Source organism: Burkholderia sp. AU33545, from assembly GCF_020419685.1.
GTDB lineage: Bacteria > Pseudomonadota > Gammaproteobacteria > Burkholderiales > Burkholderiaceae > Burkholderia > Burkholderia diffusa.
In genome coordinates this window covers 194,623-216,865 of the sequence record NZ_JAIZRQ010000009.1, presented here as the reverse complement: position 1 = coordinate 216,865, position 22,243 = coordinate 194,623, and the positions used below count along the sequence as shown (strand labels likewise).

At 68.2% G+C, this 22,243-nt stretch carries 23 protein-coding genes; 17 read left to right on the top strand and 6 right to left on the bottom strand.

What is annotated here, in order from left to right; all coding sequences use genetic code 11:
- The first annotated feature begins 245 nt into the window (after nucleotides 1-245).
- The 6 genes from LGM71_RS28175 (at nucleotide 246) to LGM71_RS28150 (ending at nucleotide 7,358) form a co-directional block, all read left to right on the top strand.
- A complete protein-coding gene (locus LGM71_RS28175) occupies nucleotides 246-1,289 on the top strand; it encodes a bile acid:sodium symporter family protein (RefSeq protein WP_226117652.1) in 1,044 nt (347 codons plus the stop codon).
- Between the two features lie 359 nt (nucleotides 1,290-1,648).
- Nucleotides 1,649-3,487, top strand: a complete 1,839-nt coding sequence (locus LGM71_RS28170) for an EAL domain-containing protein (RefSeq protein ID WP_226117650.1) — start codon at nucleotides 1,649-1,651, stop codon at nucleotides 3,485-3,487.
- Between the two features lie 349 nt (nucleotides 3,488-3,836).
- Nucleotides 3,837-4,856, top strand: a complete 1,020-nt coding sequence (locus LGM71_RS28165; protein ID WP_059605698.1) for a LacI family DNA-binding transcriptional regulator — start codon at nucleotides 3,837-3,839, stop codon at nucleotides 4,854-4,856.
- Nucleotides 4,853-6,133: an AGE family epimerase/isomerase gene (locus tag LGM71_RS28160; RefSeq protein WP_226117648.1), complete on the top strand. Its 1,281-nt coding sequence runs from the start codon at nucleotides 4,853-4,855 to the stop codon at nucleotides 6,131-6,133. The genes LGM71_RS28165 and LGM71_RS28160 overlap by 4 nt, the downstream gene beginning before the upstream one ends.
- Complete coding sequence (locus LGM71_RS28155) at nucleotides 6,130-7,038, top strand: carbohydrate kinase family protein (protein WP_059685317.1); 909 nt, start codon at nucleotides 6,130-6,132, stop codon at nucleotides 7,036-7,038. The genes LGM71_RS28160 and LGM71_RS28155 overlap by 4 nt, the downstream gene beginning before the upstream one ends.
- A gap of 98 nt (nucleotides 7,039-7,136) precedes the next feature.
- A complete protein-coding gene (locus LGM71_RS28150; RefSeq protein WP_059450680.1) occupies nucleotides 7,137-7,358 on the top strand; it encodes a hypothetical protein in 222 nt (73 codons plus the stop codon).
- 77 nt (nucleotides 7,359-7,435) lie between these two features.
- Here the strand turns inward: LGM71_RS28150 and LGM71_RS28145 are convergent, their stop codons facing one another.
- Together LGM71_RS28145 and LGM71_RS28140 are read right to left on the bottom strand one after the other, a co-directional pair.
- A complete protein-coding gene (locus LGM71_RS28145; protein ID WP_226117646.1) occupies nucleotides 7,436-7,630 on the bottom strand; it encodes a DUF2905 domain-containing protein in 195 nt (64 codons plus the stop codon).
- A 13-nt stretch (nucleotides 7,631-7,643) separates the two neighbouring features.
- Nucleotides 7,644-8,834 carry a class I SAM-dependent methyltransferase gene (locus LGM71_RS28140; RefSeq protein ID WP_226117645.1) on the bottom strand — a complete coding sequence of 397 codons (1,191 nt, stop codon included), beginning with the start codon at nucleotides 8,832-8,834 and terminating at the stop codon, nucleotides 7,644-7,646.
- A gap of 13 nt (nucleotides 8,835-8,847) precedes the next feature.
- On the opposite strand from LGM71_RS28140, the gene LGM71_RS28135 reads away from it, so the two are divergent.
- The 7 genes from LGM71_RS28135 to LGM71_RS28105 all read left to right on the top strand — a co-directional run bounded on the left by LGM71_RS28135 (nucleotide 8,848) and on the right by LGM71_RS28105 (nucleotide 15,173).
- Complete coding sequence (locus LGM71_RS28135; RefSeq protein ID WP_124901963.1) at nucleotides 8,848-9,591, top strand: SDR family oxidoreductase; 744 nt, start codon at nucleotides 8,848-8,850, stop codon at nucleotides 9,589-9,591.
- Between the two features lie 78 nt (nucleotides 9,592-9,669).
- The gene (locus LGM71_RS28130) at nucleotides 9,670-10,074 is read left to right on the top strand and encodes a dihydroneopterin aldolase (protein ID WP_059450683.1); all 405 of its coding nucleotides are present in this window, start codon (nucleotides 9,670-9,672) and stop codon (nucleotides 10,072-10,074) included.
- Nucleotides 10,071-11,066, top strand: coding sequence for a tRNA 2-thiocytidine(32) synthetase TtcA (gene ttcA, locus LGM71_RS28125; RefSeq protein ID WP_059605714.1), 996 nt, complete (start codon nucleotides 10,071-10,073; stop codon nucleotides 11,064-11,066). Before LGM71_RS28130 ends, ttcA begins: the two co-directional genes overlap by 4 nt.
- Before the next feature lie 134 nt (nucleotides 11,067-11,200).
- On the top strand, nucleotides 11,201-12,562 hold the full coding sequence (glmU, locus tag LGM71_RS28120) for a bifunctional UDP-N-acetylglucosamine diphosphorylase/glucosamine-1-phosphate N-acetyltransferase GlmU (protein WP_226117643.1): 1,362 nt from the start codon (nucleotides 11,201-11,203) through the stop codon (nucleotides 12,560-12,562).
- A gap of 54 nt (nucleotides 12,563-12,616) precedes the next feature.
- Nucleotides 12,617-14,434, top strand: a complete 1,818-nt coding sequence (gene glmS, locus LGM71_RS28115) for a glutamine--fructose-6-phosphate transaminase (isomerizing) (protein WP_226117641.1) — start codon at nucleotides 12,617-12,619, stop codon at nucleotides 14,432-14,434.
- Between the two features lie 50 nt (nucleotides 14,435-14,484).
- Nucleotides 14,485-14,955 (top strand): hypothetical protein, encoded by a 471-nt coding sequence (locus tag LGM71_RS28110; RefSeq protein ID WP_226117639.1) that lies wholly within the window; start codon nucleotides 14,485-14,487, stop codon nucleotides 14,953-14,955.
- Complete coding sequence (locus LGM71_RS28105) at nucleotides 14,955-15,173, top strand: hypothetical protein (protein WP_059450688.1); 219 nt, start codon at nucleotides 14,955-14,957, stop codon at nucleotides 15,171-15,173. The genes LGM71_RS28110 and LGM71_RS28105 overlap by 1 nt, the downstream gene beginning before the upstream one ends.
- 86 nt (nucleotides 15,174-15,259) lie before the next feature.
- On the opposite strand, the gene LGM71_RS28100 is transcribed toward LGM71_RS28105, so the two are convergent.
- Together LGM71_RS28100 and LGM71_RS28095 are read right to left on the bottom strand one after the other, a co-directional pair.
- On the bottom strand, nucleotides 15,260-16,096 hold the full coding sequence (locus LGM71_RS28100) for an FTR1 family iron permease (RefSeq protein WP_124629788.1): 837 nt from the start codon (nucleotides 16,094-16,096) through the stop codon (nucleotides 15,260-15,262).
- 12 nt (nucleotides 16,097-16,108) lie between these two features.
- The gene (locus LGM71_RS28095; protein ID WP_059605730.1) at nucleotides 16,109-16,441 is read right to left on the bottom strand and encodes a cupredoxin domain-containing protein; all 333 of its coding nucleotides are present in this window, start codon (nucleotides 16,439-16,441) and stop codon (nucleotides 16,109-16,111) included.
- A gap of 332 nt (nucleotides 16,442-16,773) precedes the next feature.
- On the opposite strand from LGM71_RS28095, the gene LGM71_RS28090 reads away from it, so the two are divergent.
- Entirely contained in the window at nucleotides 16,774-16,974 is a 201-nt protein-coding gene (locus tag LGM71_RS28090; protein WP_006754615.1) for a heavy-metal-associated domain-containing protein, read from the top strand.
- 48 nt (nucleotides 16,975-17,022) lie between these two features.
- Here LGM71_RS28090 and LGM71_RS28085 read toward each other — a convergent pair whose 3' ends face one another.
- The gene (locus tag LGM71_RS28085) at nucleotides 17,023-18,513 is read right to left on the bottom strand and encodes an aldehyde dehydrogenase (RefSeq protein ID WP_124901959.1); all 1,491 of its coding nucleotides are present in this window, start codon (nucleotides 18,511-18,513) and stop codon (nucleotides 17,023-17,025) included.
- A gap of 85 nt (nucleotides 18,514-18,598) precedes the next feature.
- Nucleotides 18,599-19,150 carry a cupin domain-containing protein gene (locus LGM71_RS28080; RefSeq protein WP_014895828.1) on the bottom strand — a complete coding sequence of 184 codons (552 nt, stop codon included), beginning with the start codon at nucleotides 19,148-19,150 and terminating at the stop codon, nucleotides 18,599-18,601.
- Between the two features lie 468 nt (nucleotides 19,151-19,618).
- Between LGM71_RS28080 and LGM71_RS28075 the strand changes: the two genes are divergently transcribed.
- From LGM71_RS28075 to LGM71_RS28065, 3 genes are all read left to right on the top strand, one after another.
- The gene (locus LGM71_RS28075) at nucleotides 19,619-19,801 is read left to right on the top strand and encodes a hypothetical protein (protein ID WP_006488040.1); all 183 of its coding nucleotides are present in this window, start codon (nucleotides 19,619-19,621) and stop codon (nucleotides 19,799-19,801) included.
- Between the two features lie 285 nt (nucleotides 19,802-20,086).
- Nucleotides 20,087-20,872: a gamma-glutamyl-gamma-aminobutyrate hydrolase family protein gene (locus LGM71_RS28070; RefSeq protein ID WP_226117637.1), complete on the top strand. Its 786-nt coding sequence runs from the start codon at nucleotides 20,087-20,089 to the stop codon at nucleotides 20,870-20,872.
- Nucleotides 20,873-20,900: 28 nt separating this feature from the next.
- Nucleotides 20,901-22,238 (top strand): glutamine synthetase family protein, encoded by a 1,338-nt coding sequence (locus LGM71_RS28065; RefSeq protein ID WP_059605738.1) that lies wholly within the window; start codon nucleotides 20,901-20,903, stop codon nucleotides 22,236-22,238.
- Nucleotides 22,239-22,243: the final 5 nt, after the last annotated feature.

Sequence of the window (22,243 nt, the reverse complement as noted above, 5' to 3'; positions counted from 1 at the left end):
GTGTTAGGTCGCGGGCATGGGTGTAACACCATGTTACTGCTAGGTTTTTTCACTTGCGGGCGTACTCGCGGCAGAACATTCTTCTGCCGTTTTGCGCATCGGCCGCCTCCGCTGACGCTCACCGTCACATGCAACCGATTCATCAATCGATTCACACAATGAATTTGTGTATTGAATGACCTACCGGGACAATATCGGTTTCGCGCGCGACCTGCGCGCCTGCCGTTTCCGAATCAACATCCCCGATGGCCCGTCCCCGTTTTCTTCCCGACAACTTCACGCTCGCGCTCGTCGGCACCGTCGTGCTCGCGAGCCTGCTGCCGTGCCGCGGCCCGGCCGCCCATGCGTTCAACTGGGCGACCAACATCGCGGTCGGCCTGCTGTTCTTCCTGCATGGCGCGAAGCTGTCGCGCGAAGCTGTCGTCGCGGGCGCGACCCACTGGCGGCTGCATGCGGTCGTGCTGCTCAGCACGTTCGCGCTGTTCCCGCTGCTCGGCCTCGCGCTCAAGCCCGTGCTGCAGCCGCTCGTCACGCCTGCGCTCTACGCCGGCGTGCTGTTTCTGTGCACGCTGCCGTCGACAGTCCAGTCATCGATCGCGTTCACGTCGATCGCGAAGGGCAACGTGCCGGCTGCCGTGTGCGCGGCGTCCGCGTCGAGCCTGCTCGGAATCTTCGTGACGCCGGCGCTCGTCGGGCTGATGATCACGTCTCAGTCGGCCGCGGCCGCGTCGCCGTGGAGCACCGTCGGGAGCATCGTGATGCAGCTGCTCGTGCCGTTCGTCGCCGGCCAGCTGCTGCGGCCCGTGATCGGCGGCTGGATCGAACGCAATCGCGGCGTGCTGCGCTTCGTCGACCAGGGCTCGATCCTGCTCGTCGTCTACGTCGCGTTCAGCGAGGCCGTGAACCAGGGGCTGTGGCACCAGATGCCGGCGCGCGCGCTCGGCGGCCTGCTGGTCGTCAACGTCGTGCTGCTCGTGATCGCGCTGGTGCTGACCACGTTCGTCAGCAAGCGGCTCGGCTTCAATCGCGCCGACCAGATCACGATCATCTTCTGCGGCTCGAAGAAGAGCCTCGCGGCCGGCGTGCCGATGGCGAAGGTGATCTTCTCCGCGCAGGCGGTCGGCGCGATCGTGCTGCCGCTGATGCTGTTCCACCAGATCCAGCTGATGGCGTGCGCGGCGCTCGCGCAGCGCTGGGGCGCGCGCGACATGCGCGGCGAGCGTGACGGCGACGAGGGGGCGGCCGGTGCCGCACGCGGACGCGGTGCGGTGAGCGCGGGCAAGCGCTGACGCGGGAGGCCGCGCGGCCGGCACGGCTGGCCGCGCGGGTGCATTCGCGTCTTTCTCGTTCCGCTTCTTCCGCTTCTTCCGCTTCTTCCGCTTCTTCCGCTTCTTCCGCTTCCTCCGCTTCCTCCGCTTCCTCCGCTTCCTCCGCTTCCTCCGCTTCCTCCGCTTCCTCCGCTTCCTCCGCTTCCTCCGCTTCCTCCGCTTCCTCCGCTTCCTCCGTCGCACCGCCCCCGTCCACCCAACGCGATGCATGCACCATCAACGCGCATCGCGTCACGAAATCTTCATTCAATTCTTCGCACACGCTGCCGTTAAAGTCGGGCGTCCCGTCGCCTCGGCCGCTCTCACCCTCACCCTCGCCCATGCCCGCGCCCCATCCCGACTCGTCCACCGCCCACACCACGCGCCTGATCGTGGAGCGTGCGCTCGCGGCCGTGTTCCAGCCGATCGTCGACCTCGGGTCGGGGACGGTCGTCGGCTACGAAGGCCTGATCCGCGGCCCGCGCGGCACCGACCTCGAGGCACCGGCCGCGCTGTTCGCGCAGGCCGCGCGCGAAGGCGCGACCATCGCGCTCGAACAGGCCGCCGCGCTCACCTGCCTCGACGCGTTCGCGGCGCTCGGCTGCGACGGCAAGCTGTTCCTCAATTTCAGCGCCGGCACGATCCTGCAGCTCGCCATTGAGCGCGAGCGCGCGCGCCAGTTTCTCGGCCGCGCGCGGATCGGCGCGGAGCGCATCGTGATCGAGCTGACCGAGCAGAACGCGATACTGGATGTCGCGCACATCGGGCCGGCGGTCGCGTCGCTGCGCGACGCCGGCATCCAGTTCGCGCTCGACGACTACGGCACCGCCAACGCGAGCATGAACCTGTGGCTGCGCCTGCAGCCGGACGTCGTGAAGGTTGACCGCTTCTTCATTCACGACATCTCGCGCGACCCGCTCAAGTTCGAGGCCGTGAAGGCCATGCAGCACTTCGCGCAGGCGAGCGGCGCGCGACTGATCGCGGAAGGCATCGAGAACGAATGCGACCTGATCGTCGTGCGCGACATGGGCATCTGCTGCGTGCAGGGCTTCCTGCTCGGCCGGCCGGACGCGCAGCCGTCGCGGGTCGTCGCGCCGGCCGCGCGCGATGCGATCCGCGCGCCGCACATCGCGGTGTTTCCCGGCGCGACGCGCACCGTGCGGCCGGCCGGCACGATCGCCGCGAAAATGCTCGTCGCCGCGCCGCCGCTGCCGCGCGACGCGACCAGCAACGACGTGCTCGACCTGTTCAACCGGATGCCCGACCTGCATGCGGTCGCGCTCGTCGAACACGGGCGGCCGGTCGCGCTCGTGAATCGCCGCGGCTTCATCGACCGCTTCGCGCTGCCGTATCACCGCGAGGTGTTCGGAAAGAAACCGTGCCTGCAGTTCGCGAACGATGCGCCGCTGATGATCGACAACGCGACGACGTTCGAGCAACTCGCGACGCTGCTCGCGAGCCACGACCAGCGCTATCTCGCGGACGGCTTCGTGATCACCGAACACGGCCGCTACGTCGGGCTCGGCACCGGCGAGAGCCTCGTGCGCGCGGTGACCGAGATGCGCATCGAAGCCGCGCGCTACGCGAACCCGCTGACCTTCCTGCCCGGCAACATTCCGATCAGCGCGCACATCGACCGCCTGCTCCAGCGCGACGCCGGCTTTCATGCGTGCTACGTCGACCTGAACCAGTTCAAGCCGTTCAACGACCAGTACGGTTACTGGCAAGGCGACGAGGTGCTGAAGTTTGCCGCGACGGTGCTGGCCGGCGTGTGCGACCCGCAGCGCGACTTTCTCGGGCACGTCGGCGGCGACGATTTCCTCGTGCTGTTCCAGCACGACGACTGGCACGTGCGCGCAACCGACGCGATCGCGCGCTTCAACGAAGGCGCGCAGCGCTTCTACACGCAGGCCGACCGGCAGGCAGGCGGGCTGCGCGGCGAGGACCGCCACGGCAACCCGGCGTTCTTCGGCTTCGTGACGATGGCGATCGGCGCGGTCGGCGTGCCGGCGGGTGCGCACGGCGCGATGCGCTATGGCAGCGACGAGATCGCGTCGGTCGCGGCGCTCGCGAAGCGGCGCGCGAAACAGCAGCCGGGCGGGCTCGCGGTCGTCGATCTCGATGCAGGCCGCGCGGCGCTGCGCGATCGCGGCGGGCCGCCGCACGCGGCGGCGAGCTGAACGGCGGGCGGTTGCCGCACGCAAGCGCGCTGCCGGCCGGTGCGGACGGCGGTGCCGGCGCCGCGCACCTGCGCCGGCCCCCAATCGACTCCGGGCGACGGCCTGCCGCTCGTCCGTCGCGGACCGGGCATCCGAACGCGTGCGCCTCGTCCGCCCCGCCGGCATCGCCCCTTTCCGTGCGATCACCTTGCCTTTTCTGCATTTTGTTTAGTATTTTTAGTAACGTCGTTTTCGCAGATTAGCGCGTAAAAACCCGTTATTTCCGGGTATTCCCCGGTTATCCGGCCCGAATTTGGCGCCGTGTTTTACTATACAATCGCCGTCATCCTAAACAAACCGGACCCGAACGATGGGCACCACCATTCGCGACGTAGCGCGGGCGGCAGAGGTCTCGATCGGCACCGTCTCCCGTGCGCTGAAAAACCAGCCGGGCCTGTCGGAAGCCACGCGGGCGCGCGTCGTCGAGATCGCGCAGCACCTCGGCTACGACCCGGCCCAGTTGCGCCCGCGCATCCGCCGGCTCACCTTCCTGCTGCACCGCCAGCACAACCGCTTTCCCGCCAGCCCGTTCTTCTCGCACGTGCTGCACGGTGTCGAGGACGCGTGCCGCGAGCGCGGCATCGTGCCGACGCTGCTCACGGTCGGCCCGAACGACGACGTGTTGCGCCAGATGCGCCCGCACGCGCCCGACGCGATCGCGGTGGCCGGCTTCATCGAGCCCGAGACGATCGAGGCGCTCGCCGCGACCGGCCGGCCGCTCGTGCTGATCGACCTGTGGGCGCCCGGCCTGCGCTCGGTGAACATCGACAACGCGACGGGCGCGGCGCTCGCGATGCGCCACCTGCTCGCCATCGGCCGCTCGCGGATCGCGTTCATCGGCGGCTCGGCCGCGCACTTCAGCATCGCGCAGCGCGCGATCGGCTACCGCCGCGCGTTCTTCGAGGCCGGGAGGCTGTTCGATCCCGCGTACGAAGTGACGATCGACGCCGGGCTCGACCCCGACACCGGCGCCGCGCGCGCGATGCAGCAGCTGCTCGACGCGCCCGGCCCGCGCCCGGACGCCGTGTTCGCGTACAACGACGCCGCCGCGCTGGCCGCGCAGCGCGTGTGCATCGCGCGCGGCGTGCGGATTCCGGAAGACATCGCGATCGTCGGCTTCGACGACATCCCCGCCGCCGCGCACGCGAACCCGCCGCTCACGACGCTCGCCGTCGACAAGGAAGCGCTCGGCCGCCGCGGCGTCGAACTGCTGCTCGCCGAATCGCCCGAGCGCACCGAGATCTCCCTGCCCGTCGAACTGATCGTACGGGCCAGCAGCCAGCCCGCCGGCTCACCGGCACTCGATACCGCCACGGTCACCGAATCATGAACATGCCCCCGGTCCAATCCCGCACGGCCGCGCCGGCCGCCCACGCGCAAGCGGCACCGTTCGTCGCGAGCTTCCGCGATCCGTCGTTCCTGCTGTCGCACATCGAGGACACGCTGCGCTTCTACGCGCAGAACGCGTTCGACCCGACGGGCGGCTTCTACCATTACTTCCGCGACGACGGCAGCATCTACAACCGCACGTCGCGGCACCTGGTCAGCAGCTGCCGGTTCGTCTTCAACTACGCGATGGCGTACCGGCATTTCGGCGATCCGCGCCACCTCGACTACGCACGCCACGGGCTGCGCTTCCTGCGCGACGCGCACTGGGATGAAGCGCTGCAGGGCTACGACTGGGAACTCGACTGGCGCGACGGCGCGAAACGCGCGACGCTCGACGGCACGCGCCACTGCTACGGGCTCGCGTTCGTGCTGCTGGCGGCCGCGCACGCTGCGATGGCCGGCATCGATGAAGCGCGCGCGCTGATCGCGTCGACCTACGAGCTCGCCGAGCACCGCTTCTGGGACGCGGCCGCCGGCCTCTACGCGGACGACGCGACGCCGAACTGGAACGTGTCGTCGTACCGCGGCCAGAACGCGAACATGCACATGACGGAAGCGCTGCTCGCGGCGTACGAGGCGACCGGCCATCTCACCTATCTCGATCGCGCGGAAAAGCTCGCGACCCACATCACGCGGCGCCAGGCTTCGCTGTCGGGCGGCCTCGTGTGGGAGCACTACCATGCGGACTGGTCGGTCGACTGGGACTACAACAAGGAGGACAGCTCGAACATCTTCCGTCCGTGGGGCTTCCAGCCCGGGCACCAGACCGAATGGGCGAAGCTGCTGCTGATCCTGGAGCGGCACCGCCCGCTCGACTGGCTCGTGCCGCGCGCGGCCGAGCTGTTCGACGCGGCGCTCGCGCATGCGTGGGACGCCGATCACGGCGGCCTCTGCTACGGCTTCGGCCCGGACTTCACGATCTGCGACCACAACAAGTATTTCTGGGTCCAGGCGGAAACCTTCGCGGCGGCCGCGATGCTCGGCGCGCGCACCGGCAGCGAGCGCTTCTGGGACTGGTACGACGAGATCTGGCGCTACAGCTGGACGCATTTCGTCGATCACCGCTACGGCGCGTGGTACCGGATCCTCACCTGCGACAACCGCAAGTACAGCGACGAGAAGAGCCCGGCCGGCAAGACCGACTATCACACGATGGGCGCATGCTACGACGTGCTCGCGACCCTCGCGCGCGCGGCGCGCAGCGAGCCGACGCAATGAGCGGCGGCACCTTTCCGGCCTTCGTGTCGGCGGGCGACATCCTGACCGACATGGTGCGCGCGGGCGACGCGCAGTGGACCTCGGTGCCGGGCGGCGCCGGCTGGAACGTCGCGCGCGCGGTCGCGCGGCTCGGCGTGCCGAGCGCGCTCGCGGGCGCGATCGGCGAAGACTGCTTCTCCGACGTGCTGTGGCGTACCAGCGAGGCGGCCGGGCTCGACCTGCGCTTCCTGCAGCGGGTGCCGCGTGCGCCGCTGCTCGCAATCGTCCACGAGACGCGGCCGCCCGCGTACTTCTTCATCGGCGAAGCGAGCGCGGATCTCGCGTTCGACCCGGCGCGGCTGCCGGCCGGCTGGGCCGGACACGTGAAGTGGGCGCACTTCGGCTGCATCAGCCTCGTGCGCGAACCGCTCGCGAGCACGCTCGTCGCGCTCGCGGCCGACCTGCACGCGCGCGGCGTGAAGATCAGCTTCGATCCGAACTACCGGAACCTGATGACGGCCGCGTACCGGCCGACGCTCGAGAAGATGGCGGCGCTCGCCGACCTGATCAAGGTGTCCGACGAGGACCTGCGCCACCTGTTCGGCGGCGACGGCCCCGATGCGGTCGCCGCGGTGCGCGCGCTGAATCCGCGCGCGGCCGTGCTCGTCACGCGCGGCGCGCAGGCGGCCACGCTTTACGCGGACGGCGACGTGCTCGAGGCCAGCCCGCCGCGCGTCGAGGTGGTCGACACCGTCGGCGCGGGCGACGCGTCGATCGGCGGCATGCTGTTCAGCCTGATGGCCGCGCCGCAGCGGTCGTGGCGCGAGCATCTCGCGTTCGCGCTCGCGGCGGGCGCCGCCGCGTGCCGGCATACGGGCGCGCATGCGCCGACGCTCGACGAGGTCGTCGCGCTGCTCGAACGGTGACGGGACGATGACGGCGCGCTGATCGGTCTCCGATTAGCGGCGCTGTACATGCTGCGCCGCAGTGCTACGATGAAGTGTCCTATTGCGGGAGAGGCACGATGGACACGAACACGTTCACGAAAGGCATCTACACGGCCAAGGCGCATACGCAGCACGCCGCCAACGGACAGTTCCAGGGTTACGTGATCCTCGCCCGGGACGACGGCGACGAGACGGAGAACATGCGCTACGACGTCCACACGACGAGTCCGAGCGAGGAAGAGGCGTTCGACGAAGCGAAGGCGCTCGCGCACCGCATCCTCGGCGAAATCGAACTGTAACGCGCGAACCGTGACGCGCCGAACCATCCCGCGCGCGCCGCGGCCCGGTCGCGGCGCGCCGCCGCGTTCGGCGCGGCTCAGAGCAGCCGCGCCACCATCGACATCAGCATCGTCAGCACCAGCGTCGACATGAACGGGAACGGGTAACGCCGCCCGCCGAGCGTCAGCGTGACGTCGCCCGGCATCCGCCCGATGCCGAACTTGCCGAGCCACGGCCAGCAGCGCGTCAGGATCATCACCGCGACGAACGACGCCATCAGCCAGCGCAGCATCCCGGGCGCCTCGTCAGAGCGCGTGCGAGCGGTCGCCGCGCGCGAAGGCGTCGAGCGTGCCGTCGATCCCGCGCGAGAACGCGATCACCTTGAACAACTCGCCCATCTCCGCTTCCGAGATCAGCTTCTGCACCGCGTTCGCGGCCGGCAGGAACTGGTGGATGTCGGAAGGATCGATCGCGGCCAGCGCGTCGGTGATGCCCGCGTTCAACAGGAAGCGCGCCTGCGACGTGTAGCCGAGCAGGTCGGCGCCGGTCGCGACGCCCGCGTCGTAGATGCCCGTGAATTCGACGTGTGCGGTGATGTCCTGCAGCCCCGGGTACAGGAATGCGTCGTCATGCGCGTGATGGCGGTAGTGGCACATCAGCGTGCCGCGGTCGCGCTGCGGATGGTAGTACTCGTGCGCGGGGAACCCGTAGTCGACCAGCAGCACCGCGCCACGCCCGAGCATCGTGCACACGGTACGCGTGAACGCCAGCGCGGCTTCGTGCGTCTCGGTCACGTAGCCGTCGTCGACGTCGAGCGTCGCGAGCACCGGCGGCAGGCCGGCCGCGCCGGCGGGCCGGTCGTCGAACACGAACGCGTGCCGCGCGTCGAGCGCGACGCCGCGCTCGAGCCACACGCCGCCCGCCTTCGCGAAGAGGCGCACCGGCATCGCGTCGAGCACCTCGTTGCCGACCACGACGCCGTCGAAGCGCTCGGGCAGCGCGTCGAGCCAGCGCACCTTCGCGGCGAGCGCCGGCGCGGCCGCCGCAATCGTGTCGCGCTGCCGTTCGCGCAGTTCGCCGGACAGGTCGACGATCAGGTATTCGTCGAGCTCGACGCCGAGCGCATCGAGCGCCGCGAGCAGCCCGGCCGCGAGCTTGCCCGTGCCCGCGCCGAACTCCATCACGCGGCGCGTGCCGCTCGCCGCCAGCGCTTGCGCGATGGGATTCGCGAGCGTCTGCGCGAACAGCGGCGACAGCTCGGGGGCCGTCACGAAGTCGCTGCCGTCGTCGGCGCGGCGGCCGAACTTGCGCGCGCCGCCGCTGTAATAGCCGAGGCCGGGCGCATACAGCGCGCGCTCCATGAAGCGGTCGAACGGCAGCCAGCCGCCGGCCGCCGCGATCTCGTCGCGCAGTTGCGCGGCAAGGGTTTCGGACTGCGCGAGCGCGTCAGGGCCGGGAGCAGGTAAACTAGCGGGTTCGTGAGCTTTCGGGTTCATCCCGGCATTGTAAATGACCGTTTCAGCCGATACGTCGCCCCCGCGCATCGCGCTCGTCGCCGGCGCGCTGGGCAGCGCGGCCGACGCCGCGTCGCTCGGTCGCGCGCTCGCGACCGGATTCGCGCAGCACGGCTGGGACGTCGCGCTGCAGCGCAGCCCCGGCACGCCGCGCGCGGCCGCCGACGCGCTCGTCGCCGAAGTCGCCGCCCGCGGGCGCCGTGCAGCCGTGCTCGACGCCGATCTGGCCCTGGAAACCGACGCGGCCGCGCTCGTCGCCGCGTGTGCTGCGGCGCTCGGCCGGCCCGCCTGTGCGGTGTTCGTGAGTGCATGCGCCGCCACCGACGACGCGCACACCGTGGACGGCGCATCGCTCGCCGCCGCGCTCGCGCGCAACGTGACGGCGCCGCTCGCGCTGGCCCGGGCGCTTGCCGACGCGACGCCCGACGCCGCGCGTGACGACGAATCGCTGCGCGCCTGCGTGATCCACGTGCTGGATCAGGCCCTGTTTCACCCGGCGCCGGCGCAGTTGTCGCACGCGCTGATGCAGGCCGCGCTGAACCGCGCGACCTCCGCGCTGGCGCTGGCGCTGGCGCCGAAGGTGCGCGTCGCGGCGCTCGTGCGCGGCCACGCGCCGCACGCGAACGACATCGCGGCGGCGGCCTGCTATCTCGCGAGCGCGCCCGGCGTCACGGGCGCGACGCTGACCGTCGACGGCGGCGAGCACCTGGTGCCGCCCGCCGCCGGCCCGAATGAATGAACCGCGCGGATCGCGCGGCGTGATCGCCGCCGCCCGCGCCGCTTTGCGTGCGCGCACGCCAATTTGACTGGGACGACCATGTTTTCCGCTCTCCTGCACCCCCGCCTCGCGGACTGCCGCAGGCTCTACCTGCGCGACTACGAGGTGCACATCAACATCGGGGCCTTCGAACACGAGAAGCGCGGCGAGCAGCGCGTCGTCATCAACGTCGACCTGTTCGTGCCGCTCGCGCTGTCCACCCCCGTCGACGACCGGCTGCATGAAGTCGTCGACTACGACCTGATGAAGCAGAGCGTCGCGCAGTGCGTGGCGCGCGGCCACATCCACCTGCAGGAAACGCTGTGCGACGCGATCGCCGCGAACCTGCTGGCGCACGACGCCGTGCGCGCGGTACGCGTCTGTACCGAGAAACCGGACGCCTATCCGGACTGCGACGCCGTCGGCGTCGAAGTCTTTCGCATCAAGGACGAGGAGCGCGCATGAACGCCCCCCACATGAACGACACGGCGGCCGATGGCGCCGCCATCGAAGCCACCGCCGCCGACACCGGCCGCCGCGTGCTGACGCGCCGCGAGCAGAAGGAAGCGTACGAGAACAACAAGCTGTTCAAGCGGATCGTGCGCCAGGTCGGCCAGGCGATCGGCGACTACAACATGATCGAGCAGGGCGACAAGGTGATGGTGTGCCTGTCGGGCGGCAAGGACAGCTACGCGATGCTCGACGTGCTGCTGCGCCTGCGCGAGCGCGCGCCGATCGACTTCGACATCGTCGCGGTCAACCTCGACCAGAAGCAGCCGGGCTTCCCTGAACACGTGCTGCCCGAGTACCTGACGCAGGTCGGCGTGCCGTTCCACATCGAGAACCAGGACACCTACAGCATCGTCAAGCGGCTCGTGCCCGAAGGCAAGACGACCTGCTCGCTGTGCTCGCGGCTGCGCCGCGGGATCCTGTACCGCGTGGCCGGCGAGCTCGGCGCGACCAAGATCGCGCTCGGCCACCACCGCGACGACATCCTGCAGACGCTGCTGCTCAACATGTTCTACGGCGGCAAGCTGAAGGGAATGCCGCCGAAGCTGCAGTCGGACGACGGCAGGAACGTCGTGATCCGCCCGCTCGCATACGTGAAGGAAACCGATCTCGAGAAATACGCGGAGCTGCGCGAATTCCCGATCATCCCGTGCAACCTCTGCGGCAGCCAGCCGAACCTGAAGCGCGCGGAAATGAAGGCGCTGATCCGTGAATGGGACAAGCGCTTCCCGGGCCGCGTCGACAACATGTTCAGCGCGCTCGCGAACGTCGTGCCGTCGCACCTGATGGATACGACCCAGTTCCCGTTCGCGTCGCTGCGCGCGACCGGCGTTGCCGATCCGCAGGGCGACATCGCGTTCGACGAGGAGCCGTGCGCGTCCGGCGAAGAGACCGCCGCGCCGGGCGCCGCGAAACCGATCTCGATCGTCCAGTTCGACGACCTGTAAGCAGGGTCCGAACACCCGCCGGAACCGGGGCCGCAGCGTCGTTCCGGCGCTGTCGCCCCGCCGCGACAGGCCCGGAACGACGGGGGCCGCATGCTAAAATGGACGGCTTCGAACTCCTCTGACAAGCTGGCGCCATGAATATCGTGATTTTGGCGGCAGGCACCGGCAAGCGCATGCGTTCCGCGCTGCCGAAAGTGCTCCACCCTCTGGCCGGCAGGCCGCTCCTCTCCCACGTCATCGCCACCGCGCGCACGCTGCAGCCGTCGCGGCTCGTCGTCGTGGTCGGTCACGGCGCCGAGCAGGTCCAGGCCGCCGTCGCCGCGCCCGACGTGCAGTTCGCGGTGCAGGCCGAGCAGCTCGGCACCGGCCACGCGGTACGCCAGGCGCTGCCGCTGCTCGATCCCGCGCAACCGACGCTGGTGCTGTACGGCGACGTGCCGCTCACCCGCGCGTCGACGCTGCGGCGTCTCGTCGACGCCGCGCGCGAGGGCCGCTACGGGATTCTGACCGTCACGCTCGACGATCCGACCGGCTACGGCCGCATCGTGCGCGACGCGTCCGGCTTCGTCACGCGCATCGTCGAGCAGAAGGACGCGTCGCCCGAGCAGCTGAAGATCGCCGAGATCAACACCGGCATCATCGTCACGCCCACGGCCCAGCTGTCGATGTGGCTCGGCGCGCTGAAGAACGAGAACGCGCAGGGCGAGTACTACCTGACCGACGTCGTCGAGCTCGCGATCGAGGCCGGCTTCGAGATCGTCACGGCGCAGCCCGACGAGGAATGGGAAACGCTCGGCGTGAACAGCAAGGCGCAGCTCGCGGAGCTCGAGCGCATCCATCAGCGTAACGTCGCCGATGCGCTGCTCGTCGACGGCGTCACGCTCGCCGATCCGGCGCGGCTCGACGTGCGCGGCACGCTGCGCTGCGGCCGCGACGTGTCGATCGACGTGAACTGCGTGTTCGAAGGCAACGTGACGCTCGCCGACAACGTGACGATCGGCCCGAACTGCGTGATCCGCAACGCGTCGGTCGGCGCCGGCACGCGCGTCGACGCGTTCACGCACATCGACGGCGCCGAACTCGGCGCGAACACCGTGATCGGCCCGTACGCGCGGCTGCGCCCCGGCGCGCAGCTCGCGGACGAAGCGCACGTCGGCAACTTCGTCGAGGTGAAGAACGCGGTGATCGGCCACGGTTCGAAGGCGAACCACCTCACCTACATCGGCGACGCCGACATCGGCGCGCGCGTGAACATCGGCGCGGGCACGATCACCTGCAACTACGACGGCGCAAACAAGTTCCGCACCGTGATCGAGGACGACGTGTTCGTCGGCTCCGACACGCAGCTCGTCGCGCCGGTGCGCGTCGGCCGCGGTGTGACGATCGCGGCCGGCACGACGATCTGGAAGGACGTTGCCGACGGCCTGCTCGCATTGAACGAGAAGACCCAAACGACGATGAGCGGCTACGTCCGCCCGGTCAAGAAGAAGAGCTGAACCTTTAGCGGGCGCCCGGACGGCGCCCGCGTCGACTTACAGGATGGACCATTCATGTGCGGCATTGTCGGCGCAGTTGCGCAGCGTAATATCGTTCCGGTGCTGATCGAAGGATTGCGGCGCCTCGAATACCGTGGCTACGACTCGTGCGGCGTCGCCGTGCTCGAGCCGGGCGCGCCCAAGCGCGCGCGCAGCGTCGCGCGCGTCGCCGATCTCGATGCGCAGGTGCAGGAATCGCATCTCGAAGGCACGACCGGCGTCGCGCACACGCGCTGGGCGACGCACGGCGCGCCCGTCACGCACAACGCGCACCCGATCTTCTCGTCGAACGCGCTCGCGCTGGTGCACAACGGCATCATCGAGAACTTCGAGCCGCTGCGCGAAGCGCTGCGCGCGAAGGGCTACGAGTTCGTGTCGCAGACCGACACCGAAGTCATCGCGCACCTCGTGCACAGCCTGTATCGCGGCAACCTGTTCGACGCGGTGCGCGAAGCCGTGCAGCAGTTGCACGGCGCGTATGCGATCGCCGTGATCCACAAGGACCAGCCGCACACCGTCGTCGGCGCGCGCCAGGGTTCGCCGCTCGTCGTCGGCCACGGCGACGGCGAGAACTTCCTCGCGTCCGACGCACTCGCGCTGGCCGGCAGCACCGACCACTTCACGTTCCTCGAGGAAGGCGACGTGTGCGAACTGTCGCTCGACGGCGTGAAGATCGTCGATCGTCACGGCGCGCTCGCGCAACGCGAGATCCGCGTCGTCAGCGCATACGGCGGCGCGGTCGAGCTGGGCCCGTATCGCCACTTCATGCAGAAGGAAATCTTCGAGCAGCCGCGCGCGATCGGCGACACGGTGCCGCAAACCGAAGCGTTCGACGCGACGCTGTTCGGCGATGCGGCCCCCGCCGCGTTCGCGGAGATCGACAGCCTGCTGATCCTCGCGTGCGGCACGAGCTACTACTCGGGCCTCACCGCGAAGTACTGGCTCGAATCGATCGCGAAGATCCCGACCCAGGTCGAGATCGCGAGCGAATACCGCTACCGCGAATCGGTGCCGAACCCGCGCCAGCTCGTGCTGGTGATCTCGCAATCGGGCGAGACGGCCGACACGCTCGCCGCGCTCAAGCACGCGCAGTCGCTCGGTCACACGCATACGCTCGCGGTGTGCAACGTCGCGACGAGCGCGATGGTGCGCCTCACGGAGATGCAGTTCCTGACGCACGCGGGCACCGAGATCGGCGTTGCGTCGACCAAGGCGTTCACGACGCAGCTCGTCGCGCTGTTCGTGCTGGCCGCGACGCTCGGCAAGCTGCGCGGGCACGTCGACGCCGCGCAGGAAGCCGAATTCCTGAAGCAGTTGCGCCACCTGCCGGCCGCGCTGAACAGCGTGCTCGCGCTCGAACCGCAGATCATCGCGTGGTCGGAGGAATTCGCGCGCAAGGAAAACGCGCTGTTCCTCGGCCGCGGGCTGCACTACCCGATCGCGCTCGAAGGCGCGCTGAAGCTGAAGGAAATCTCGTACATCCATGCCGAGGCGTATCCGGCCGGCGAACTGAAGCACGGGCCGCTCGCGCTCGTCACTGAAGCGATGCCGGTCGTCACGGTCGCGCCGAACGACACGCTGCTCGAGAAGCTGAAGTCGAACATGCAGGAAGTGCGCGCACGCGGCGGCGAGCTGTACGTGTTCGCGGACGCCGACACGCAGATCGTCAACGACGAAGGCCTGCACGTGATCCGGATGCCGGAACACTACGGGCAGCTGTCGCCGATCCTGCACGTCGTGCCGCTGCAACTGCTCGCGTATCACACCGCATGCGCGCGCGGCACCGACGTCGACAAACCGCGCAACCTCGCGAAGTCGGTGACGGTGGAGTAAGCAATCGGCGCAGCGCGGTCCGGCGCGCCGACGAGACTGACGGAGAGACCATGGTAAGACTGTTTGGATGCGGATTGCTGGCGCTGACCTTCGCGTCGACGGGCTGGGCGGCCGAGCACTACGTCGAAGTCTGGAACCCGCCCGAGGCGCGGTTGCCGGCGGCGCGTACGCCGGATGCCCGCGCGCCGGCAGCGCGCCCAGGTGCCGACGCGCACGCCGGCGGCAAGACCGTGGAAAAGCACGCGAGCGTGCAGCCGAAGGCTGCGGTCAAGCCGCACAAGCGCCGCGTCGCACAAGCCGTGAAAAGCACGCCGCATCGACCGACCGCCGCGACGGTCGATGCGCCGGCCGCACCGCGCCCGGTCGCGCAGCCTACGCCGGGCCGGCTCACGGTGATGCAGCCGGCCATGCCCGACACGCCGCACGCACTCAAGTTCTCGGACATCCCGCGGCAATACACACCGGACGGCAACGTGCTGCGTGTCGGCACGAGCAGCCGCTCCGCGGAGGTGACGCGATAATGGAAGCGCAGACCTATCACGGCTACCAGATCTGGGGCCATTCGATCCTGCAGCAGGATGAAATCCTGCAGCCCGAACGCTTCGCGGCGAGCGGCACGATCACGCAGAACAATCGGCTCGTCGAAGCGTCGGGCGTGCTCGGCGTGTTCGATACCGAGGACGAAGCGCGCGAAGCGGGGCTCGAATGGGCCCGCGCATGGATCGACAACCATCGCTGAACGGGCCGCGCGGCTGCGCGCGAGCCGTCAACGCAAGAAAAAAGGGGCGTCAATGACGCCCCTTTCTGCATTCGGCCCCGGCCCGCTCAGGCAACGGGCCGCGGTGGCGGCACCACCGTCCGGGGCCGGCCGACGAGCCGCGCCAGCACGACGATCGCGACCAGCGTGACGACGTACGCAACGATCTGGATCCCCGCCGGACGCGCGGTATAGCCGATCAGCGTATGCAGCGCCTTGCCGACGATGCTCGATTCCTTCAGCAGCCACGAGGTATCCCAGACCGCATCGCCCCACGACGGCACGAGGCCGGCGGCAAGCAGGAAGCCGACGCACTGGCTCGCCATCCCCGCCGCGAGCAGCACGATCAGCGCGTTGGTGACGGAGAAAAGGCGCTTGAGCGGAATCTGCAGCAGGCCCGCATACATCGCGTAGCCGAGCCCGGCGCCGCCCAGCACGCCGAGCAGCCCGCCGACGATCATCTGCGGCGTCTGTCCCGGATCGCCCGCCGCGATGCCGTACAGGAACAGCACGGCCTCGGAGCCCTCGCGCAGCACCGCGACGCCGACAACGATCGCGAGCCCCGTCAGCGGCCGGCTGCCGGCTGCGACGGCCCGGCCGACCTCGCCCATGTGCAGCGCCATCTCGCGGCCGTGGCGGCTCATCCAGATGCAGTGCCACGCGAGCATCAGCGTCGCGACGAACATCACGCCGGCGTTGAAGACTTCCTGCCCCATGCCGGAGGCCCACTGCGAAATCACGTCGGCGAACGCGGCGATCAGGCCGGCGCCGATCACGCCGCCGACGAGGCCGCCGCCGACCCACCAGCCGCGGCTCGGCACGCCCTTCGTCGCGGCCATTACGATCGACACCACCAGCGCGGCCTCGAGCACTTCACGAAAGACGATCAGGGCGGTAGACAGCATGGCGATATCCGCTTATTTGACGGTCAGGTGCGTCTTCGACTGCGCTTCATGATACTCGTCGTGGAACTCGTAGGTGCCGGCGTTCAGCGGCCCGACCAGGATCTCGACCGACTTGCCGGCCGGCACGACCTTCTCCGCCTTGAAATCGTCGCTTTCGAATTCCGCGGGCGTCGCATCGAGATTCTTCACGACGAACTTCACCTTCTTGCCGGCCGGAATCGTCACGCCGTCGGGCGAAAACTTGTGGTTCTTCAGGGTCAGGTTGACGACGTCGTCGGCAGCGAATGCGGACGTTGCCGATGCGCCCAGCAGGGCCAGTGCGAAACCGAAAGCGAAGCGATTCATACGGGTACCGAAATGAAATATCGAGGGGAACCGATAGTAAGATCGATTCGCATTTCCCTCTCCCAGTACCCTTACTCGTGGCATGGACATCGGGCGTCAGTGATGCGACGCGCACCTTGTCGCGCAAGGCTCGGCGAGATTTCGCCGGCAGTACGCAGCCGTCAATCGGGAAAAATTCGGACTGACGCACACGGGCAGATTGCGATTCGTCTGACATCAGCTTTACAAATTGCTTGTGCAGTGTCGAACGCGACGAATGGCTTGACCTTCCCACCATGGCAAGCTTCATGCTGGCGATGTTTGTGAATCGCCAATCAACCCAGGAGAACACGATGGAATTCGAAGTCCAGGACATGACCTGCGGCGGCTGCGCCAACGCCATCACGCGCGCCGTGACGGCAGCGGACCCCGCCGCGAAGCTCGACATCGACGTGGCCGCGAAGACGGTCAAGGTCGAATCGGCGCAAGGCGCCGAACGCGTGCAGTCGATCATCGAAGCCGCGGGCTTCCACCCGGCATTGCGCTCGGCCTGACGCGCGCGGGCGCGGCGCCCCCGGCACCGCGCCCGCACACCGGCCGCGTCAGCGCAGCCGGATCAGCGTCGACTTCAGCTCGGTGTATTTCTCGAGCGCGTGCAGCGACTTGTCGCGGCCGTTGCCCGACTGCTTGTAGCCGCCGAACGGGAAGTTCATGTCGCCGCCTTCGTCGTAGCAGTTCACCCACACCGTGCCCGCCCGCAGCCGGCGCGACACGTCGTGCGCGGTCGTCAGGTTCGACGTCCACACGGCCGCGGCCAGCCCGTATTCGGTGTCGTTCGCGATCCGCACCGCCTCGTCGACATCGTCGAACACGATCACCGACAGCACGGGGCCGAAGATCTCCTCGCGCGCGATCTTCGCATCGGGCTTTACCTCGAACACCGTCGGTTCCACGTAGAAGCCGCCCGTCTCCTCCTTCACGCGCGCGCCGCCCGTGACGAGCGTGCCTTCCTTGCGTCCGGCATCGATGTAGCCGAGCACGCGCTCGAGCTGGATCCCGTCGACGATCGCGCCCATCGATACCGACGGATCGAGCGGGTTGCCCGGCACGTACGCGCGCGCGGCCGCCACCAGCTTCTCGATGAACGCGTCCTTGATGTCGCGATGCACGAGCAGGCGCGAGCCGGCCGTGCACATCTCGCCCATGTTGTAGAAGATCGCCCCGGCCGCGGCCTGCGCGGCGCGCTCGAGGTCCGGACAATCCGGCAGCACGATGTTCGGCGACTTGCCGCCGAGCTCGAGCCACGCGCGCTTCAGGTTCGACTGCGCGGCGTACTGCATGATCAGCTTGCCGACCGCGGTGGAGCCGGTGAACGCGATGCAGTCGACATCGCGATGCAGCGCGAGCAGCTTGCCCGGTTCGCCCGCGCCCGGCACGACGTTGAACACGCCGGCCGGGATGCCGGCCTCGTATGCGAGCTGCGCGACGCGGATCGCGGTCAGCGGCGATTTCTCCGACGGCTTCAGCACGACGCTGTTGCCGGCCGCGAGCGCCGGGCCGAACTTCCATGCGGCCATCAGGATCGGGAAGTTCCACGGCACGACGGCCGCCACCACGCCGACCGGCTCGCGCGTGACGAGACCGACGAGATGATGGTCGGCCGGCGCAACTTCGCCGCCGACCTTGTCGATCGCTTCGGCGAACCACTCGACGCAATAAGCGGCGCCCGGCACGTCAACCGTCGTGGTGTCGCCGATCGGCTTGCCCGCATCGAGCGTCTCGAGCAGCGAAAGTTCGTCGAGATGCTCGCGCATCAGCGCGGCCCAGCGCAGCAGCACGGCCTTGCGCGCGCGCGGGTTCAGTCCGGCCCACACGCCGGCGTCGAACGCGCGGCGCGCGGCCGCGACGGCGGCGTTCACGTCGGGCTCTCCGCAATCGGCCACCTTCGCGAGCACGCGACCGTCGATCGGGCTCACGCAGTCGAACGTCCTGCCGCCGTGCGCGTCGCGCGACGTGCCGTCGATGAATGCGCGCCCTTCAATCGTGAGCGACGCCGCCTTGTCCTGCCAGTCAGCCAAAGTCAACTTGTTCATCAGGATGCCTCAATTGTCGTGGCATTCGCGCTGCGGCACGCCGCGCAACGGCAAGACTGCCGGCGACGAATGCAGTGATGCGGGCTCAGAAGGTGGCCGGCGAATTCGCCGACACGACCTCGCAGAGCTGTTCCGCGCTGGGATTGCGAAAACGGTGCGGCAAACGGCTTTCGAAGTAGTAGCCGTCTCCGGGGTCGAGCAGCCAGGTCGCGCCGTCGACGGTGAGCTCGAGCCTGCCCGACACGACCACGCCGCCCTCGTGCCCCGCGTGCACGAGCATCTCGGGCCCCGTATCGGCGAGCGGCTGGTAGATCTCGCGCATGATGCACATGTTGCGGTCCTTCACGCCCGCGCCGACGAGATGAAATGCGAGCGCGTCGTTGCCAAGGTTCGGCATCTCGTCGCGGCGCGATACGACCGAGCGCGATTCGACGAGTTCGAACGTGAAGAACTCCGCGAGACTCATCGGAATGCATTCGAGCAGTTTCTTCAGCGAGCCGACCGACGGGCTTACGCGCCCCTGTTCGATCAGCGAGATCGTGCCGTTGGTCACGCCGGCCCGCTTCGCGAGTTCACGCTGCGACAGGCCATGCTTGTTGCGCACGAAACGCAGGCGCTCGGCGACTTCGGTGGACATCGATTCGGTTTCGGACACGATAGAAGTGCGGTGAAAAAGTGAAACGACGCGTGGAGCGGCGTTACGCAGCCGTTGAATATTCTAATCACTTTATGCCGCGCATCAGCGGGGAAAACCCTGAAAGGCGTTCGAAATAATGAACACCTAGCGGGTCATTCCATTTACGAATATTTTGTTCGGAGTGCCTCGGGAAAGCCCTGACACGAGACCGTCAAAAAACATTTGACGCCGTTTTTGGCTCGTATATGCTGGCTCTCAGGTCAGCGTCATTGGCCATTCATCGGCACCGAAAAACGTTATTGCAACGTAAAAATTGATGCCCATCGATGTAAATGACGCAGGTCCGGCACCTCGATTATTTTAAACGCCTCGCGCGCCGAAACGATCAGGTGTTCAATACTTTCAACAAACCAGTCGAGTGTAATCGTGAGAGTCCGTGGCCCTCTGGTGAGGTGGGATCGAGGCGATGTGCGAAGTTTGCGCAGCGCTGTTCCCGCTTCCGATGGCAGTTGCGGCTGGCATAGTCCTCGCCTGCTGCATCTGTCGATCTACACCATCCTGTCCCGTCGTTCCGTTCGCCGTCACAACGCCGTTTCCGCACGCGCGTTCGTGGCCGTCGATACCGACGAAGTCGCATCGCTGCTGCCATAGCGCCTCTCCTCCTTTTCTCGTCGTTCGTTTCAACTGCCTGCTCGTCAGCCGCGTCGTCTGCGCGGTGACGGAACGCGTTCGCGCATCCATTGCCGCGTCGCGCAGCGCAACGAAACGAACGACGGCCTGACCGTCGCGCGCAGCGCGGATCGCCATGCGACCCCGTTGCGCCCATTCACCAGCGGCCTTGCGCATTTCGCCAGGCTGCGGGGCCGTGTCGCGCCTGCATTTCGCGATTTTCCCGCGTAACGCACGCCATGGCCCTACGGACAACTGATTGACGTCATGGAAAGGAAACCCCTCGTCGGCATCACCGCCGACTTCACGCAAATCGGCGCACATGCGTCGCACACGGTCGGCGACAAGTACGTCGCGGCGATCGTCGACGGCGCACACGCGCTCGCGATGGTCCTGCCCGCGCTCGGCGATCGCCAGTCGACCGACGACGTGCTCGCCACGGTCGACGGCCTGTTGTTTACCGGCAGCTATTCGAACGTCGAGCCGCACCTGTATGGCGGCGAGCCGAGCGAGCCCGGCACGAAGCACGATCCCGCGCGTGACGCGACGACGCTGCCGCTGCTGCGCGCGGCGATCGCCGCTGGCGTGCCCGTACTGGCCGTGTGCCGTGGCTTCCAGGAGCTGAACGTCGTCTGCGGCGGCACGCTGCATCAGCGCGTGCACGAAGTGCCCGGCCTCGCCGATCACCGCGAGGACGACGACGCGCCGATGGACGCGCAATACGGCCCCGCGCACGTCGTGCGCCTGACGCCCGGCGGCGTGCTGCACACGCTCGCCGGCGGCCGCGACGACGTGCACGTGAACTCGCTGCACAAACAGGGCGTCGCGCAGCTCGGTGCCGGCCTCGCCGTCGAAGCCGTCGCGCCGGACGGCCTGATCGAGGCCGTCAGCGTCGTCGATGCACCGGCCTTCGCCCTTGCCGTGCAATGGCACCCGGAATGGCGGCATGCGCATGACCCGCTGTCGAGCGCGATCTTCCGCGCCTTTGGCGACGCATGCCGCGCCCGCCGGAACGCCCGCGAGCGCACCAGGGCCGCCGCCGCGCTCGCATGAGCGCGTCGAACAACCAACGAGAACGAACATGCAAGACATCGACGAATTTCTGAAGCAGTACCGGATCACCGAGATCGAAGCGATCATTCCCGACATGGCCGGCATCGCGCGCGGCAAGATCACGCCGCGCAATAAGTTCACGTCCGGCGAATCGATGCGCCTGCCGCAGGCCGTGATGGTGCAGACCGTCACCGGCGAGTATCCGGAAGACGGCTCGCTGACCGGCGTGACCGACCCCGACATGGTGTGCGTGCCCGACACGTCGACCATTCGCCTGATCCCGTGGGCGGTCGACCCGACCGCGCAAGTGATCCACGACTGCGTGCACTTCGACGGCTCGCCCGTCGAGATCTCGCCGCGCTACGTGCTGCGCCGCGTGCTCGACCTGTACAAGGCGAAGGGCTGGAAGCCCGTCGTCGCGCCGGAGCTCGAGTTCTACCTGGTCGACATGAACAAGGATCCGGACCTGCCGCTGCGTCCGCCGGTCGGCCGCACGGGCCGCCCCGAGACGGGCCGCCAGTCGTATTCGATCGAGGCGGTCAACGAGTTCGACCCGCTGTTCGAGGACATCTACGAGTACTGCGAAGCACAGAACCTCGACATCGACACGCTGATCCACGAAGTCGGCGCCGCGCAGATGGAGATCAACTTCATGCACGGCGACGCGCTGTCGCTCGCCGACCAGGTGTTCCTGTTCAAGCGCACGGTGCGCGAGGCCGCGCTGCGTCACAACATGTACGCGACGTTCATGGCCAAGCCGATGGAAAACGAGCCGGGTTCGGCGATGCACGTGCACCAGAGCATCGTCGACGAGGAGACGGGCCAGAACCTGTTCACGTCGCGGGAAACCGGCGGCGCGACGTCGATGTTCTACAACTACCTCGCGGGGCTGCAGAAATACACGCCCGCCTTGATGCCGATCTTCGCGCCGTACATCAATTCGTACCGCCGGCTGTCGCGCTTCATGGCCGCGCCGATCAACGTGCAGTGGGGCTACGACAACCGCACGGTCGGCTTCCGCATCCCGCACTCGGGCCCGGCCGCGCGCCGCATCGAGAACCGGATCCCGGGCGTCGACTGCAACCCGTACCTCGCGCTCGCGGCGACGCTCGCGGCCGGCTATCTCGGCATGACGCAGCGTCTCGAACCGACCGAACCGCTCGTCAGCGACGGCTACGAACTGCCGTACCAGCTGCCGCGCAACCTCGAGGAAGGGCTCACGCTGATGGCCGCATGCGAGCCGCTCGGCGAAATTCTCGGCCACAAGTTCCTGAAGGCGTATTTCGCGCTGAAGGAAACCGAATACGAAGCGTTCTTCCGCGTGATCAGCTCGTGGGAACGCCGCCATCTGCTGCTGCACGTCTGAGCGTG